The sequence below is a fragment of the Vibrio sp. qd031 genome, from assembly GCF_002100145.1.
GTDB lineage: Bacteria > Pseudomonadota > Gammaproteobacteria > Enterobacterales > Vibrionaceae > Vibrio.
On record NZ_JXQD01000004.1, the window covers coordinates 183,446 to 196,718 of the forward strand.

The 13,273-nt window shown below is 44.6% G+C and carries 12 protein-coding genes and 1 tRNA gene; 9 read left to right on the forward strand and 4 right to left on the reverse strand.

Annotated features, from left to right (window positions below):
- Positions 1-15: 15 nt before the first annotated feature.
- Entirely contained in the window at positions 16-444 is a 429-nt protein-coding gene (locus ST37_RS03905) for a hypothetical protein (protein WP_084883955.1), read from the forward strand.
- An 81-nt stretch (positions 445-525) separates the two neighbouring features.
- Here the strand turns inward: ST37_RS03905 and ST37_RS03910 are convergent, their stop codons facing one another.
- The 4 genes from ST37_RS03910 to ST37_RS03925 all read right to left on the reverse strand — a co-directional run bounded on the left by ST37_RS03910 (position 526) and on the right by ST37_RS03925 (position 5,156).
- Positions 526-2,124, reverse strand: coding sequence for an MFS transporter (locus ST37_RS03910; protein ID WP_084883956.1), 1,599 nt, complete (start codon positions 2,122-2,124; stop codon positions 526-528).
- An 82-nt stretch (positions 2,125-2,206) separates the two neighbouring features.
- Positions 2,207-3,826 (reverse strand): MFS transporter, encoded by a 1,620-nt coding sequence (locus ST37_RS03915; protein WP_084883958.1) that lies wholly within the window; start codon positions 3,824-3,826, stop codon positions 2,207-2,209.
- Positions 3,827-3,963: 137 nt separating this feature from the next.
- Positions 3,964-4,470, reverse strand: coding sequence for a hypothetical protein (locus tag ST37_RS03920; RefSeq protein WP_084883959.1), 507 nt, complete (start codon positions 4,468-4,470; stop codon positions 3,964-3,966).
- Positions 4,452-5,156, reverse strand: coding sequence for a winged helix-turn-helix domain-containing protein (locus ST37_RS03925; RefSeq protein WP_084883961.1), 705 nt, complete (start codon positions 5,154-5,156; stop codon positions 4,452-4,454). The genes ST37_RS03920 and ST37_RS03925 overlap by 19 nt, the downstream gene beginning before the upstream one ends.
- A gap of 345 nt (positions 5,157-5,501) precedes the next feature.
- On the opposite strand from ST37_RS03925, the gene ST37_RS03930 reads away from it, so the two are divergent.
- From ST37_RS03930 to ST37_RS03965, 8 genes are all read left to right on the forward strand, one after another.
- Positions 5,502-6,320 carry a hypothetical protein gene (locus tag ST37_RS03930; RefSeq protein ID WP_084883962.1) on the forward strand — a complete coding sequence of 273 codons (819 nt, stop codon included), beginning with the start codon at positions 5,502-5,504 and terminating at the stop codon, positions 6,318-6,320.
- Positions 6,321-6,460: 140 nt separating this feature from the next.
- Positions 6,461-6,949 (forward strand): CinA family protein, encoded by a 489-nt coding sequence (locus ST37_RS03935; protein WP_084883988.1) that lies wholly within the window; start codon positions 6,461-6,463, stop codon positions 6,947-6,949.
- Positions 6,950-7,028: 79 nt separating this feature from the next.
- On the forward strand, positions 7,029-8,054 hold the full coding sequence (gene recA, locus ST37_RS03940; RefSeq protein ID WP_084883963.1) for a recombinase RecA: 1,026 nt from the start codon (positions 7,029-7,031) through the stop codon (positions 8,052-8,054).
- Positions 8,055-8,220: 166 nt separating this feature from the next.
- Entirely contained in the window at positions 8,221-8,703 is a 483-nt protein-coding gene (gene recX, locus ST37_RS03945; protein ID WP_084883965.1) for a recombination regulator RecX, read from the forward strand.
- A gap of 64 nt (positions 8,704-8,767) precedes the next feature.
- A complete protein-coding gene (gene alaS / locus ST37_RS03950; RefSeq protein WP_084883966.1) occupies positions 8,768-11,350 on the forward strand; it encodes an alanine--tRNA ligase in 2,583 nt (860 codons plus the stop codon).
- Between the two features lie 189 nt (positions 11,351-11,539).
- On the forward strand, positions 11,540-12,718 hold the full coding sequence (locus tag ST37_RS03955; RefSeq protein ID WP_084883968.1) for an aspartate kinase: 1,179 nt from the start codon (positions 11,540-11,542) through the stop codon (positions 12,716-12,718).
- Between the two features lie 76 nt (positions 12,719-12,794).
- Positions 12,795-12,992, forward strand: a complete 198-nt coding sequence (gene csrA, locus ST37_RS03960) for a carbon storage regulator CsrA (RefSeq protein WP_084883969.1) — start codon at positions 12,795-12,797, stop codon at positions 12,990-12,992.
- A 186-nt stretch (positions 12,993-13,178) separates the two neighbouring features.
- Positions 13,179-13,271 (forward strand) — tRNA-Ser (locus tag ST37_RS03965).
- The last annotated feature ends 2 nt before the right edge of the window (positions 13,272-13,273 follow it).

The following is a 13,273-nucleotide window of genomic DNA, read 5'->3' on the forward strand; positions in this document are numbered from 1 at the left end:
TTAGGAAGCGCATATATGAAAGTAAGTACAGTTAATGAGTTACTGTTATGCAGTGTTATTGGCACGGTAGCGATGCTCGGTTACGGTGTCATGTGGGAATGGGTGGTTGTGGATAGCCTAATTTTGGCAGTAATTTCTGCAATCATTATGGCTATTGTATTGAAAAGCTCGGTAGCATTTGAGCGTTGGGCAGCCAAGCTATGTTTAAGTCAGAATAAATTCCCTAAAGTAAAACGATTTTTTTCGTCTTGGTTTATCCTAATTGGTTCCAAAGTGGTGGCTATGGGCGCCATTGTTGTTTTGTTTGGTGAGCAGGTACAATTTCTAGGGCCTGCAGGTGGCGTAGTTGCGTTCTACCTCACAATCGTATCGATCGTAATTGCTGAGTCCCTATTTATAAAGTCTCTATCCGCTCGACAAGCGAGTGCAACAGCGCAGGCCTAATCGCCTTAAACTAAAAAAACTCGCGGTATTTTCTGTGAGCTTTTTTAGTTTATTCCCTATCATTAAACCCTTGTAAGTTACTCACTCTCTACTTGTTTGGCGAATCCGCGAGCTGGTTCTTAGCCCGCAAATGGCTAAGGCCGCCAACAACAGCAAAGAGCAATGAAATGAGAACACTCTCGCCGTTGAGTTGATGGATAAGGCTTCCTCATATTCCAGTGTAGTAAGCTCTTGATGTTGGAGTAACGTGGTCAGTTGATTGTCGCTTAAGTAGGGAATTCTTGTTTCATTTTCAATGATCTTGACAACCTTAGGTGTGCTTTCAACGGTTATTGTTGAACGCAAAGACGAGTCGAGTGCTGTTTGATTAACACCCCCTAGTAAAGCAATACCGATGACTAAGCTCAGGTTTCGCACGGTTGCCTGCAGTCCTCCTGATTGTTCAGCATCTCGTCCCCCTAGAGCATTGGTAATTAATAGTGGGCACTGACTGGCGAGTACACCTATGGCTGCTCCCAAAAGCAGCATGCCAAAATAAAAACCGCTAACAATACTGCGCTCATTACTGCTCACTATCAATATCATTGCCGCAACACCAATACCGATAAAGCCGATACGGCATAGTGAACTTATCGATATGTGTTTATTTAATAAGGGAGTGGCTACTGAAGTTATAATCATTGCACTGGAGAACAGCAGTACAATGGCTCCAGAATGCATCGATGACAACCCCATGGCTAACTGCAAGAAGGTGACTATGAGGAAACTGCTTCCACCTAATATAATGTACATTAAAGACAATACACTAAAACCTTGACGGCATGCCGCGTTTCGCATCCAACTCATGGGTAGCAAGGCGTAACCGTAAGCCGTTTCAAACCGATTTTGTTGACGGATAAATATGAACAACAATATTGCCCCAGCGAAAACAAACAATAATGCGGGGCTATAGGGCAAACAAAATGTTAGCCATTGAGGAATAAGCTCACTGGAGTGTGCGTAAAAGCTTCCCCAGGAAGACAGTTTTTGAAGCCCTAAGAACAGTAGCATGATGCTCGTGGTACCAAGTATGGTTCCCACAATATCGAACTTAGGTGGGCGCTGAGTTTCTATAGGTTTAATTAAGCAGGTTGAACCGATTACGGTAAGGAAATAACCACTGCCGACAAACACAAATGACCATTGCCAGTCTAAATTATCATGTATCCAACCGCTTAATAGTGGAATGACCGCTGCAGCTAAGCCAGTCGACGCGGCCATAATACCAAATCCAAAAGCACGCTTGGTACCAGGGAAGTGTGCAACAACGAGAGCTAGTACAGCAGGTAATATCATGCAAGATGATAACCCGGCCATTGGGCGTACCAAATATTGTAGCGTCTGAATGTCTGATGCCAACAGAAACCCAAAGCTTGAGGCTACACCGATTACTGAGCCTGCGATGAGGAGTCTTCTCCAACCAATAAACATACCAAGCATACTTGCACTGAGCATTAATGTGGCACCAACGAGTGGTTGGGTACTATTGAGTAGTTGAATGCTGGCAAGGTCAGTATCAAAGTGCGCAACGAGTGTCGACGTAGAAATAGAAAGATTCGCCACATCAGCAGAGAGAGTGAATTGGGCGATAGCCAATACCCATAAAACGGCGTATTTAGTGGATGACAGGGGTGTCTCCATAGGCAACCTCAAGTGGATGAAATTAGACTTGTAATAACGAGAAAAGCCCAAGCTATATAGCTTGGGCTTTGTTCAGTAGGTGCTAATTATTCATTAGAGACTTTTTCGGTAGCCTCGAACAAAGCGCCAGACCACCCATCATAAGTGCTATGAGGGTGAACAACGCATAGTGCACAGACTGCAGACGAGACTCAGCCATTACTTGAATGACTATCTGCTGCTCTTCTTTGTCAGCGATAAGATCTTCCATCAACACAAGTGCCATATCATTTGAAACAAAAGGCAATGAAGGTTGTTCAGAAATTATTTGTTTGGTTTCTAGGCTAAGTCCATCGTGTTCTGCAACATTAGATTTAATTGCTCCCGAAAGAGAGAACAGCATTACCGAGCCAAGAATAGCCACACCAAATGCTTGACCAACGTTACGAGACGTCGCTTGGATACCACCAGATTGTTGAGCTTCACGTTCGCTTAATGCAGAGGTAACGACAATCGAAGCTTGTGAAGCCAGTAGACCAGCGCCCGCACCAAAGATTAGCAGAGAAATGTATTGCCAAATAGTGATGCCTTCTGCAGTAAATCCAAGGAACATCAATGCAGTACCGGCAGCAGCTACAACGAAACCTAGCTGGCAAATTCGCTGGCAGGTCCAGTTAGATAGCTTAGCTGGAGCACCTAGTGAACCGATCATCATGCCTAGTGCGAAAGCACAAAGAGCAATACCAGAAGAAAGAGCACTCATGCCAGCAACAAGCTGCATGTAAGAAACGTTAATAAACCCGGTTGCACCAAACAATAGGAAGATCGTAGCACACAGTACCAAGCCTACAACAACTTGTGGATTTTCAACATAAGAAGACGGTAGTAAAGGTGTACCACCTTGCGCTTCAAAGCGGCGTTCCCAGATCAACAAGCCTTTAAGCAGTGCTGCACCTAGTACAACAGTTGGAATCGCTGGAGATAAACCAAAAATGGCAAAGTCTGTCAGTGGAGCAATTAAACCCCATTCAGAGATTTTAAGAAGACCAGTTACAAAACAAAGTAAACCGATACCCGCAAGCGCGATGCCAACAGTATCTAGCTTACCCTTGAATGGTTCGATGTCCAGTTCTGGTAACTTTAAACTACCTAGCATTACTAGGAAACAATATACGCCAAGTGCAGAAAACGCGACACGGAAGCTGGCAACATCAAGAATAAAACCAAATATCAACGGTGTGATTGCGCTAGCAAGGCCCACCAAAGCAGCAATAGCAGAGAAGGCGATTGCCTGGTCTTTGCCTTTATAGATACCAGCAACGTTAGCCAGTACAGCAGGAATAAGTAGACATGCGCCCAAGCCTGAGCCTACACGTGCACCGTAGTTAAGAACTTCCATATTTGGTGCAAAAGCAGCAGCAAATGATGCTACAGCAAGCATGCCTGCGCCAATGACCATTTGGCGTTTCCAGCCAATGATCAAACCGATCAAACCACCTGCAATCATACCAGCTCCGGCAATCAGCGGGTACATGGCGTTGGCCATTTGGATTTGTGGCATGGTCGCACCGTGGAGCGCAATCAATGCATCAGTAGAAATAGACAGGCCAGTATTATCGGCCATAGTTGAAAATTGTGCTGCCAAAAGAACTATAAGTGGGAACCATTTGGCTAGCCCTACTTTTTCTTCTGGCGTAGGGACAGAAGGTGCGGAAACCGTCATTATTGTATTACCTTTTGTTGGTCAGCATTACGCTGAAGGAAGTTAAATAGCCTGCTTGCATTTAACAAGGCAACTACCCACATCTCCAACCAAAAAAAGTATCTTCTAGCGAAAAAAAATAGTCTATATAAAAAAAGCTAAAACAACGACATCCCCTTATCGCTAAGTGTATGTTTTTTATGGATTTTATGAAAGGTAGAGACCCCTTGCTTACCACTGAAGTGAATGAATAATTGTTCGTCGTTGAGTCGCCAAATCTGTAAACGTATTAAGGCTGGTGACGGCGGGATTGAGATCCCAGTCTGTTCAGTAAATGCTTCTAGACCGTTGGTTTTTAGATTATCAAAATCGAGATATAGATCTTGGTGCGCGCGTTCAAGCCTCACCATTGTGGCATCAACGGTAAAACTTGACTCGGACAGAATATTAGTAAGGGATACCCTACTTTGACTTTCATCAATAATGAGCTTCAAGTGACTGCTGAGCGAGCTGTTGGGTAGGCTTACGACTCCGCTGCCCTCCCATACACCATAGTATTGAGAAAAATCGTTTGTGCGGTTTGCACCAATATAGGCACCTAACATATAACTGAGCAGCAATATGGCAATTGTGCCAGCAATAAAAGTTATTCGAAGTGTTCGCATTGCATCTCCTGATTCTCTATCACGCAGATACGAATTCCGAGTTCTGTTTGCACTATGTACTGTGTACTGTCGGTGCGTGATGCAATTTGTTGCTTTGTTGCATTACTCAGCTCTTGGGTTAAATACCAATCGCCTTTGTATTGATGGCTTATTCGCTCAAGAGCGATCGGCTTCGTGTGCCAGTAGCCGAGGCTAAAGGCACATAAACTGGCAGCTCCGACACCAACTAGCCAGCGTTTAAGGTGCTTTGGCGCGTAGACTGTTGACAGCATTGGGCTGAGTTTTGACTGTGGTGTCTTTTGCACCTCAGATGCATGTGGCAGAGCAACAGGAACTCGTGATAATACATAACCCTGCTTTGGTATGGTTCGAATTAGACTGCGCGATTCATCTTTTAACGAGAAACGTAATGCTTTGACAGTTTGGTTAATCGTCGCGTTAGTGGCGTATGAGTTTGTCCAAAGTTTTCTTTCAATATCGGCTCTAGATAGGACACCAGGAAATGCATCGATCAGAGCTTCAAGAAGATTCGCTTCACGGGCACGTAATAAATGCAGTTCACCTTGTAAGCGCACCACTCCAGATGTTGGAGAAAATTCTATGCTTCCAACCTGATAAATCGGGGGCTCAAGATTTAGGGTTTGCTTTGAGTCGGGCTCCTTGCTAGGGGAGGTGGTGTCTGTCATTGGGTAGAATATTCGGTCTTTGTTCTAGTTTTGGAAAAGTGGCTACTAAGTGTTTGAAATTTAAGCCACACAAATGTTGCCAGTTTTGGTTGACGCCGAAGAGGATAACAGAAAAACAAACAATAAAAAAATGTAACTCAATCTTATATAAACTTGAAATACTTTTTGTCACTTAATGTTTTTTTATTTGGTTATTTCGTCCGGCCTCTAAAGGATAGAGTATAACGTGAGGTTTTCTTTTGTCATGTACATCGTTTGTAAACTTACTCCTTGATATTCGCTAAGCGTGCGAGAGGAAGCCTTGTTACTGAACGATGAAACAAATCATAACAAATAGGTTGCCCGATGACTGTATTCCGAAATACCCTTATTGCCAGTATGTTACTTCTAACCTCTGCCTTTTCTATTGCAGATGAACATATTGATTCTGCAGACGCTCCCGATCCTGGTGACCATACCAAAGTTTCTACTGTGGGAAGTATTACCTATGGTAAACAGAGCTTTGATAAAGAAAATAACGACTTTGTACAACTCATTGGGCAGATGTCTGGAGCCAAAGATAATGGGCACCTATTTTTGGGCCTACTATCGTTACAAGGGCAAGACAATGGCAAAGTAGGTAGTGACGAGTTTAATCTATCGCAGGTTCGTGCTCGTTATTTTGAAGTGGCAAAAACACAATCGCAAAGCGCCCCTATGGTCGGTCTATCTTTAGACTATATTGAGACAAGTTTTACAGATGCTTTGTCTGACCGCCTTTTTGCTGTTGGTGCATTAGTCCGTTTAGAGACACCGTTTAGTAACTGGATGTTATTTCCAATCGCTGCTATTGCTGCGGGACAAAATAACCGAGATTTCGCGAAAATCGGTGTTGTAAATGATTACACTTTTGGTGCCCAGTTGAATTTCCTCAACTCTATTTATTTACATAAAAACGGAACCCACGTGCAGCTAAACCCACAGTTTAGTTCACTCGATTTTGGGGGTGATGTTGGCACTGTTAATCAGTTGCAACTTGACGCAGTGCTTCAAATGCCAATTAGCCACAACCGCAAACATTGGGGTAAAGTTACTTACACTGAATACTTTGATGATGTGGAGCAGAGCTTTGGGCATAATCGTCAAGGTACAGAGCTGAAATTGACCTATAGCTATTTCTTCTAAACTCAGCTTTACTTTAATATGTAGGACCCTAGCGGTCCTTTTTTTTCGCGTTTTTTTCTTTGGCACCGCTTTAGCTATTCAACATTAACAAGAGCTTGCAATAATACCTCATAATGTTGATTTAAGGAGTAAATGTGATGATGGAAACATTAAGCGCCGAGGTTGGCTCCATGCTGCGCGCACAACAGTTGATGTTGGTAACAGCAGAGTCCTGTACTGGTGGTGGTATATCAAGTTCAATAACCGATATTGCAGGTAGTTCATCTTGGTTTGATAGAGCTTTTGTAACCTATAGCAACGAAGCCAAAATGGAGATGCTAGGTGTTCGCCGCTCAACGTTAGATGAGTTTGGGGCGGTCAGCGAGCAGACCGCTCGAGAAATGGTACAAGGTGCACTTGCTAATAGCCTAGCGAGTATTGGCGTCTCAGTTACAGGAATCGCCGGGCCAGGAGGGGCCGTACCGGGTAAGTCAGTCGGTACCGTTTGCTTTGCAGTAATGCAGAAGGGGGGAAATCCTATAGCATTCACTTTTAGGTTTGATGGTGATCGTAGGCAAGTTCGTGAGCAAGCAGTACAAAAAGCTCTGCAGTTAATGATGGCCAGTATGAAAAATGAATTAAATTCATAAACAGCTATAGACACTGTATGAATTACCAGTATAATTCATTTCATTAACAGTACAGTTTGACACGATTTAAGAGGACGCAATGGACGACAACAAGCAAAAGGCACTAGCCGCAGCCCTAGGACAGATCGAAAAGCAATTTGGTAAAGGTTCGATCATGCGTCTTGGTGACAACCGCTCAATGGATGTCGAAACAATTTCTACTGGTTCATTGTCACTCGATATTGCACTTGGTGCTGGTGGTTTGCCAATGGGCCGTATTGTTGAAGTGTACGGGCCTGAGTCGTCAGGTAAAACTACGTTGACTCTTGAACTGATTGCAGCAGCGCAGCGAGCTGGCAAAACCTGTGCATTTATCGATGCAGAACACGCACTGGATCCTGTCTACGCGGAGAAACTGGGTGTTAATATCGATGAGTTACTGGTGTCACAACCCGATACGGGTGAGCAAGCGTTAGAGATTTGTGACGCTCTTGCACGTTCAGGCGCGGTAGACGTAATGGTTGTCGATTCTGTCGCGGCACTTACACCTAAAGCCGAAATTGAAGGCGAAATGGGTGACAGTCACATGGGTCTTCAAGCACGTATGCTTTCTCAAGCGATGCGTAAGCTGACGGGTAACCTAAAGCAGTCAAACTGTATGTGTATCTTCATCAACCAGATCCGTATGAAAATTGGCGTTATGTTCGGCAACCCTGAAACAACTACCGGTGGTAACGCACTTAAGTTTTACGCCTCAGTTCGTCTTGATATCCGCCGCACAGGCTCTATCAAAGAAGGCGACGAAATCGTTGGTAACGAGACTCGTATCAAAGTTGTTAAAAACAAGATTGCTGCGCCATTTAAGCAAGCTGAAACTCAGATCATGTACGGTCTAGGCTTTAACCGTGAAGGTGAGCTTGTGGATCTTGGTGTGAAACATAAGCTGGTTGAAAAAGCAGGTGCTTGGTACAGCTACAATGGTGACAAGATTGGTCAAGGTAAAGCGAACGCGGGTCGTTTCTTACGTGAGAACCCTGCAGTAGCCACTGAAATTGATACTAGACTTCGTGAGATGCTGCTTTCTACAGCAACAGCTGAAGAAGCGGAAGTAGAAGACGAGCTTTAAAAACAAACACTTAAATAAGCCCCGTCTTTTGACGGGGCTTATTTTTTTGTAGAGCGCGAACAATGTCTTGTGCATTTAAACATCACTCATGGTGTGAACTGCAGTGACCTCGACATTCTTGAAGCGAAGATATGAGTCATAACTCTCAGCATGGAGGCGATTACCGATGAACTACTCTTCCCGATCACCCTACACCCCAAAAGTAGACGCTAAATCCGCGGCAATTCAGCTGTTGAGTCGACGTGATCATGGCGAATATGAATTGCGCCAAAAAATGCTGAATAAAGGATACCCACTTGCTGATATTGATAATGCGCTGCATTTCTGCATCGAGCACCGCTATTTAGACGATGAAAGATTCGCTAAAAGCCAAGTCAGGCAGCATATATACAAAGGCCATGGCAAACGACGCATCTTACAAGACTTGAGTCTTAAAAAGGTATCGGAGTCTATCGTACTACGTGCGTTAGAAGAGGAAAGTGTCGATTGGTTTGAGTTAGCCAAAGAGACGGCTGATAAGCGATTTAAAGGCCAAAAAAGCACAGACGCCAAAGAGTACGCCAAACAAGTGCGCTTTTTACAGTATCGAGGATTTGATTTTGACGAAATCAAATACGCAATAGACTGTTTGGGGAGTATTCAGCACTAGTCGATTGTTATCGCTTGCTTTACAATGGGGAAAATTTTCACACCCAAATTTCAGGTAAAGCTGCATGTACATGAGCACTGACGAGGTTCGCAATGCGTTCCTTAAGTTTTTCGAGAGCAAAGGCCACCAGATCGTAGACTCTTCTTCTCTGGTTCCTCACAACGATCCTACTCTATTGTTCACCAACGCAGGGATGAACCAGTTTAAAGACTGCTTCCTTGGGTTGGAAAAGCGTGGTTACACTCGCGCCACCACTGCCCAACGTTGTGTACGTGCCGGTGGTAAACATAACGACCTCGAAAATGTTGGCTTTACTGCACGTCACCACACTTTCTTTGAAATGCTAGGTAACTTTAGCTTCGGCGATTACTTCAAAGAAGATGCCATCACATTTGCGTGGGAATTCCTAACTCAAGTTCTGCAACTGCCTCAAGATAAACTGCTTGTGACAGTTTATGAGACCGATGACGAAGCGTTCGATATCTGGAATAAGCAAATTGGTGTTCCAGCCGATCGAATCGTACGTATTGGCGACAAAAAAGGTGGCAAGCCATACGAGTCAGATAACTTCTGGCAGATGGGCGATACGGGACCATGTGGTCCATGTACAGAAATCTTTTACGATCACGGTGAACACATCTGGGGTGGCCGACCTGGTACACCAGAAGAAGACGGTGATCGCTTCATTGAAATTTGGAACAACGTTTTCATGCAGTTTAACCGTCATGCAGATGGCACAATGGAGCCTCTTCCCAAGCCTTCTGTAGATACGGGTATGGGTATTGAGCGTATCTCTGCCATTATGCAGGGCGTGCACTCAAACTATGAGATCGACGTATTCCAAACCCTAATTAAAGCGGCTTCCGACGTAGTAGGGTATGACGATCTAAGCAACCAGTCGTTACGCGTAATTGCTGATCACATCCGTTCTTGTGCATTCCTCATTGTTGATGGTGTTATGCCGTCAAACGAAGGTCGTGGTTACGTACTTCGCCGCATTATCCGTCGCGCAGTGCGCCATGGTAACAAGCTGGGTGCTAAAGGCCTTTTCTTCCACAAATTGGTGGGCGTTCTAATTGAAGTGATGGGAACTGCTGGCCTTGAGCTGCAAAAGCAACGTGCCATCGTTGAAAAAGTATTGCGAATCGAAGAAGAAAACTTTAGCCGTACGCTAGAGCGTGGCATGTCAATTTTAAACGACGCACTCGATAATCTAGACGGTGATGTACTTGACGGTGAAACCGTGTTTAAACTTTACGACACCTACGGTTTCCCTGCGGATCTTACTAACGACGTCGCACGAGAGCGAAACCTGACTATCGACGAAACTGGCTTTGAGCAAGCGATGGAAGCGCAGCGTGCGCGTGCTAGAGAAGCGGGTCAATTTGGTACGGACTACAACGCATCAATTAAAACTGATGCTGAATCTGAGTTTTGTGGTTATAGCACTGCAAAAGGTGAAAGCGTCATTTCTGCTCTGTTTAAAGACGGTGAAGAAGTACAAAACCTATCTGCTGGCGACAATGCAATAGTTGTCTTGGCTGATACACCTTTCTATGCAGAGTCTGGCGGTCAATGTGGTGATGCGGGTCTGTTGACCACTGAGTCGGGCGAATTTGTTGTTGAAGATACACAAAAACTGGGTAACGCCATTGCTCATTACGGCTCGCTGAAGCAGGGTGTTATTGCAGTAGGCGATGCCACCACGGCTCAAGTTGATGAAGCGCGCCGCGCCGCGATTTCTCTTAACCACTCGGCGACTCACTTGCTGCATGCAGCACTTCGCCAAGTTTTGGGCGAGCACGTCAATCAAAAAGGCTCACTGGTTAAGGCAGAAAGCTTACGCTTTGACTTCTCTCACCTTGAGGCAATGACCAAGCAAGAGATCAAACAAGTTGAGCGTTTGGTAAATAGTGAAATTCGCCGCAACCATACAATCCAGACTGACATCATGGACATTGAATCGGCCAAGCAAAAAGGTGCAATGGCACTGTTTGGTGAAAAATACGATGATGAAGTTCGTGTACTGTCTATGGGCGAGTTTTCGACAGAATTGTGTGGTGGTATACACGCAAGTGCTACCGGTGATATTGGTTTATTCAAAATCACACAAGAAGGTGGTATTGCCGCCGGTGTTCGCCGTATTGAAGCCGTCACTGCTGACGCTGCGTTAGACGCAATCGACACTCAATTGAAGCAGTTCCAAACTCAAATCACTGATGCGGGTAAAAAAGCCAAATCACTTGAGAAAGAAATCTCTGCACTTAAAGAGAAGATTGCAGTAGCAGAAAGTGCCAATATCATGGGGAAAGTGACCGAAGTGAATGGCGTTAAAGTCCTTGTTGCTGGTCTTGAAGGTGCGGATCCTAAGAACCTCAAGACCATGGTCGATGACATCAAAAACCAAGTGGGTACTGGCGTTATTTTGCTGGCTAACATTAGTGATGAAAAAATCAGCTTAGTGGCAGGTGTGACTAAAGATCTTACTGGTAAAGTCAAAGCGGGTGATTTGGTGAACTTTGTGGCCAAACAAGTTGGCGGGAAAGGTGGCGGTCGTCCAGATCTTGCGCAGGCTGGCGGGACAGACATCGCGGCACTGCCACAGGCTATAGAGCAAGTGAAAGCATGGCTTGAAGAGCGCTTGTAAAAATTACTTGCCCCCAATGTAAATATGAATAAAATAGCGCCTCGTTCACATGACGTGGCGCAAAATCATTCAGGAAACCAAGTTGTAGTATTGGGTATTACTCAGTAGCACACTTGGTTTTATTTTTTTCTAAATTTGGAGTAGTCGCACCAACAGGTGAGGCTAAATGATAGTAGTTAAGGCAATACAGTGACAGATTCAATTATCGTACAGAAGTTTGGTGGCACCTCAGTAGGCTCTATTGATCGCATTAGAGCGGTGGCAGAGCAAGTTATAAAAACCAAAGAACATGGGCATTCCGTGGTAGTCGTTGTTTCAGCGATGTCAGGAGAAACCAATCGTCTTCAGGTTTTAGCCAATCAAGTTGATACCTTACCTTCTTCACGAGAATTAGATGTTCTACTGTCTGCCGGCGAGCAGGTGTCCATGTCGCTTCTAGCGATGACGTTACAAAAATTAGGACACGATGCTGTATCGCTGACAGGATGGCAAGCTGGTATTCAAACTGATGAAAAGCACGCTCAAGCGCGCATCATTGGTATTAATACCGGCACCATTAATCAGCAACTTCAACTAGGAAAAATTGTCATTGTAGCCGGATTCCAAGGTATTACTGAACAAGGCGATATTTCGACTTTAGGCCGTGGCGGATCAGATACGACTGCTGTGACTTTAGCCGGATACCTTGGTGCCAAAGAGTGCCAAATCTACACCGATGTGGATGGCGTCTATAGCTGTGATCCAAGGGTCGTCACTGCTGCGCGCAAACTTGATACTATTGGTTTTCAAGATATGATTGATATGGCCAAATATGGTGCAAAAGTATTGCACCTCCCTTGTGTCGAGTTCGCCGAGCAACATAACCTGCCTATTCGTGTATTGTCGTCGTTCTCTCCTTTGCAGGGAACTTTAGTGACGGCACAAGAGTCGAGTGGGGGCGTTGTAGGGGTTGCGTTGCGTCGTAACCTCATGCAGATAACCTCCAACAATGAAACCATTGATAAATTGGTTGCGCAGTGTAACGAACAAGAGTTAGAAGTGTTTAGAGTACTGTCGAAAGAGCAAAGTGGCGTGGTGGTGTCTCAAGCGGATCTTGCTAAACTCATGCAAGTTATTCATGAAGAAGCCGTTCATATCGACGACGTATGTTCGGTGTCGTTAATTGGACGTTCCAATTTGAGCAGTATTCAAGCGTTGGAGGCTTTACTGGCTGAAGACGACATTGAAATTGTTTCTCACTCTTTATGTGAGAGACATACAATGATGCTTCTCGCGCCGGAATACCTTGATAAAGCAGCAAATATCATTCACGATGTGTATGTGGATCAAAATGAGTTACTTTCAGTGACAAAACGACGAGTTTCTTAACATGTCGCTTTGCCTTTAAACCTTTTTGTTGAATAATAGAAAATAATGCCGTGAATACAATTGCAAGGAGCATAGAATGTTGATTTTGACTCGCCGTGTTGGCGAAACATTGATGATTGGTGATGAAGTTACCGTTACTGTTTTGGGTGTTAAAGGCAACCAAGTACGTATTGGCGTAAACGCACCAAAAGAAGTGTCTGTGCACCGTGAAGAGATTTACATGCGCATACAAGCTGAAAAAGGCAACGGTAACGTTGCACCAAGCACCTTCTAAAAAAAGCCAGCAATAGCTGGCTTTTTTTGATCTAAAGTGGATGAAAAATAGTGCGTTTTATTGTCTAAAACAGCACTTTTCACACGCTTTGGTCGATTACTGTGCTATCGCACAGTATTTCGTGTATTTTCCCAAAATTTTGTTTGACATATTTCGCCCAAATCGTAATATGTGCGTCCGCAAGATGGTGAGGTGGCCGAGAGGCTGAAGGCGCTCCCCTGCTAAGGGAGTATACGGTTTGTAGCCGTATCGAGGGTTCGAATCCCTCCCTCACCGCCATT

Coding starts and splice junctions, on each gene's coding strand:
- ST37_RS03925 (WP_084883961.1), bottom strand. CDS start 5,156: ATGACAGACACCACCTCCCCTAGCAAGGAGCCCGACTCAAAGCAAACC.
- ST37_RS03920 (WP_084883959.1), bottom strand. CDS start 4,470: ATGCGAACACTTCGAATAACTTTTATTGCTGGCACAATTGCCATATTG.
- ST37_RS03905 (WP_084883955.1), top strand. CDS start 16: ATGAAAGTAAGTACAGTTAATGAGTTACTGTTATGCAGTGTTATTGGC.
- recA (WP_084883963.1), top strand. CDS start 7,029: ATGGACGACAACAAGCAAAAGGCACTAGCCGCAGCCCTAGGACAGATC.
- ST37_RS03930 (WP_084883962.1), top strand. CDS start 5,502: ATGACTGTATTCCGAAATACCCTTATTGCCAGTATGTTACTTCTAACC.
- ST37_RS03915 (WP_084883958.1), bottom strand. CDS start 3,826: ATGACGGTTTCCGCACCTTCTGTCCCTACGCCAGAAGAAAAAGTAGGG.
- ST37_RS03935 (WP_084883988.1), top strand. CDS start 6,461: ATGGAAACATTAAGCGCCGAGGTTGGCTCCATGCTGCGCGCACAACAG.
- recX (WP_084883965.1), top strand. CDS start 8,221: ATGAACTACTCTTCCCGATCACCCTACACCCCAAAAGTAGACGCTAAA.
- alaS (WP_084883966.1), top strand. CDS start 8,768: ATGTACATGAGCACTGACGAGGTTCGCAATGCGTTCCTTAAGTTTTTC.
- ST37_RS03910 (WP_084883956.1), bottom strand. CDS start 2,124: ATGGAGACACCCCTGTCATCCACTAAATACGCCGTTTTATGGGTATTG.
- csrA (WP_084883969.1), top strand. CDS start 12,795: ATGTTGATTTTGACTCGCCGTGTTGGCGAAACATTGATGATTGGTGAT.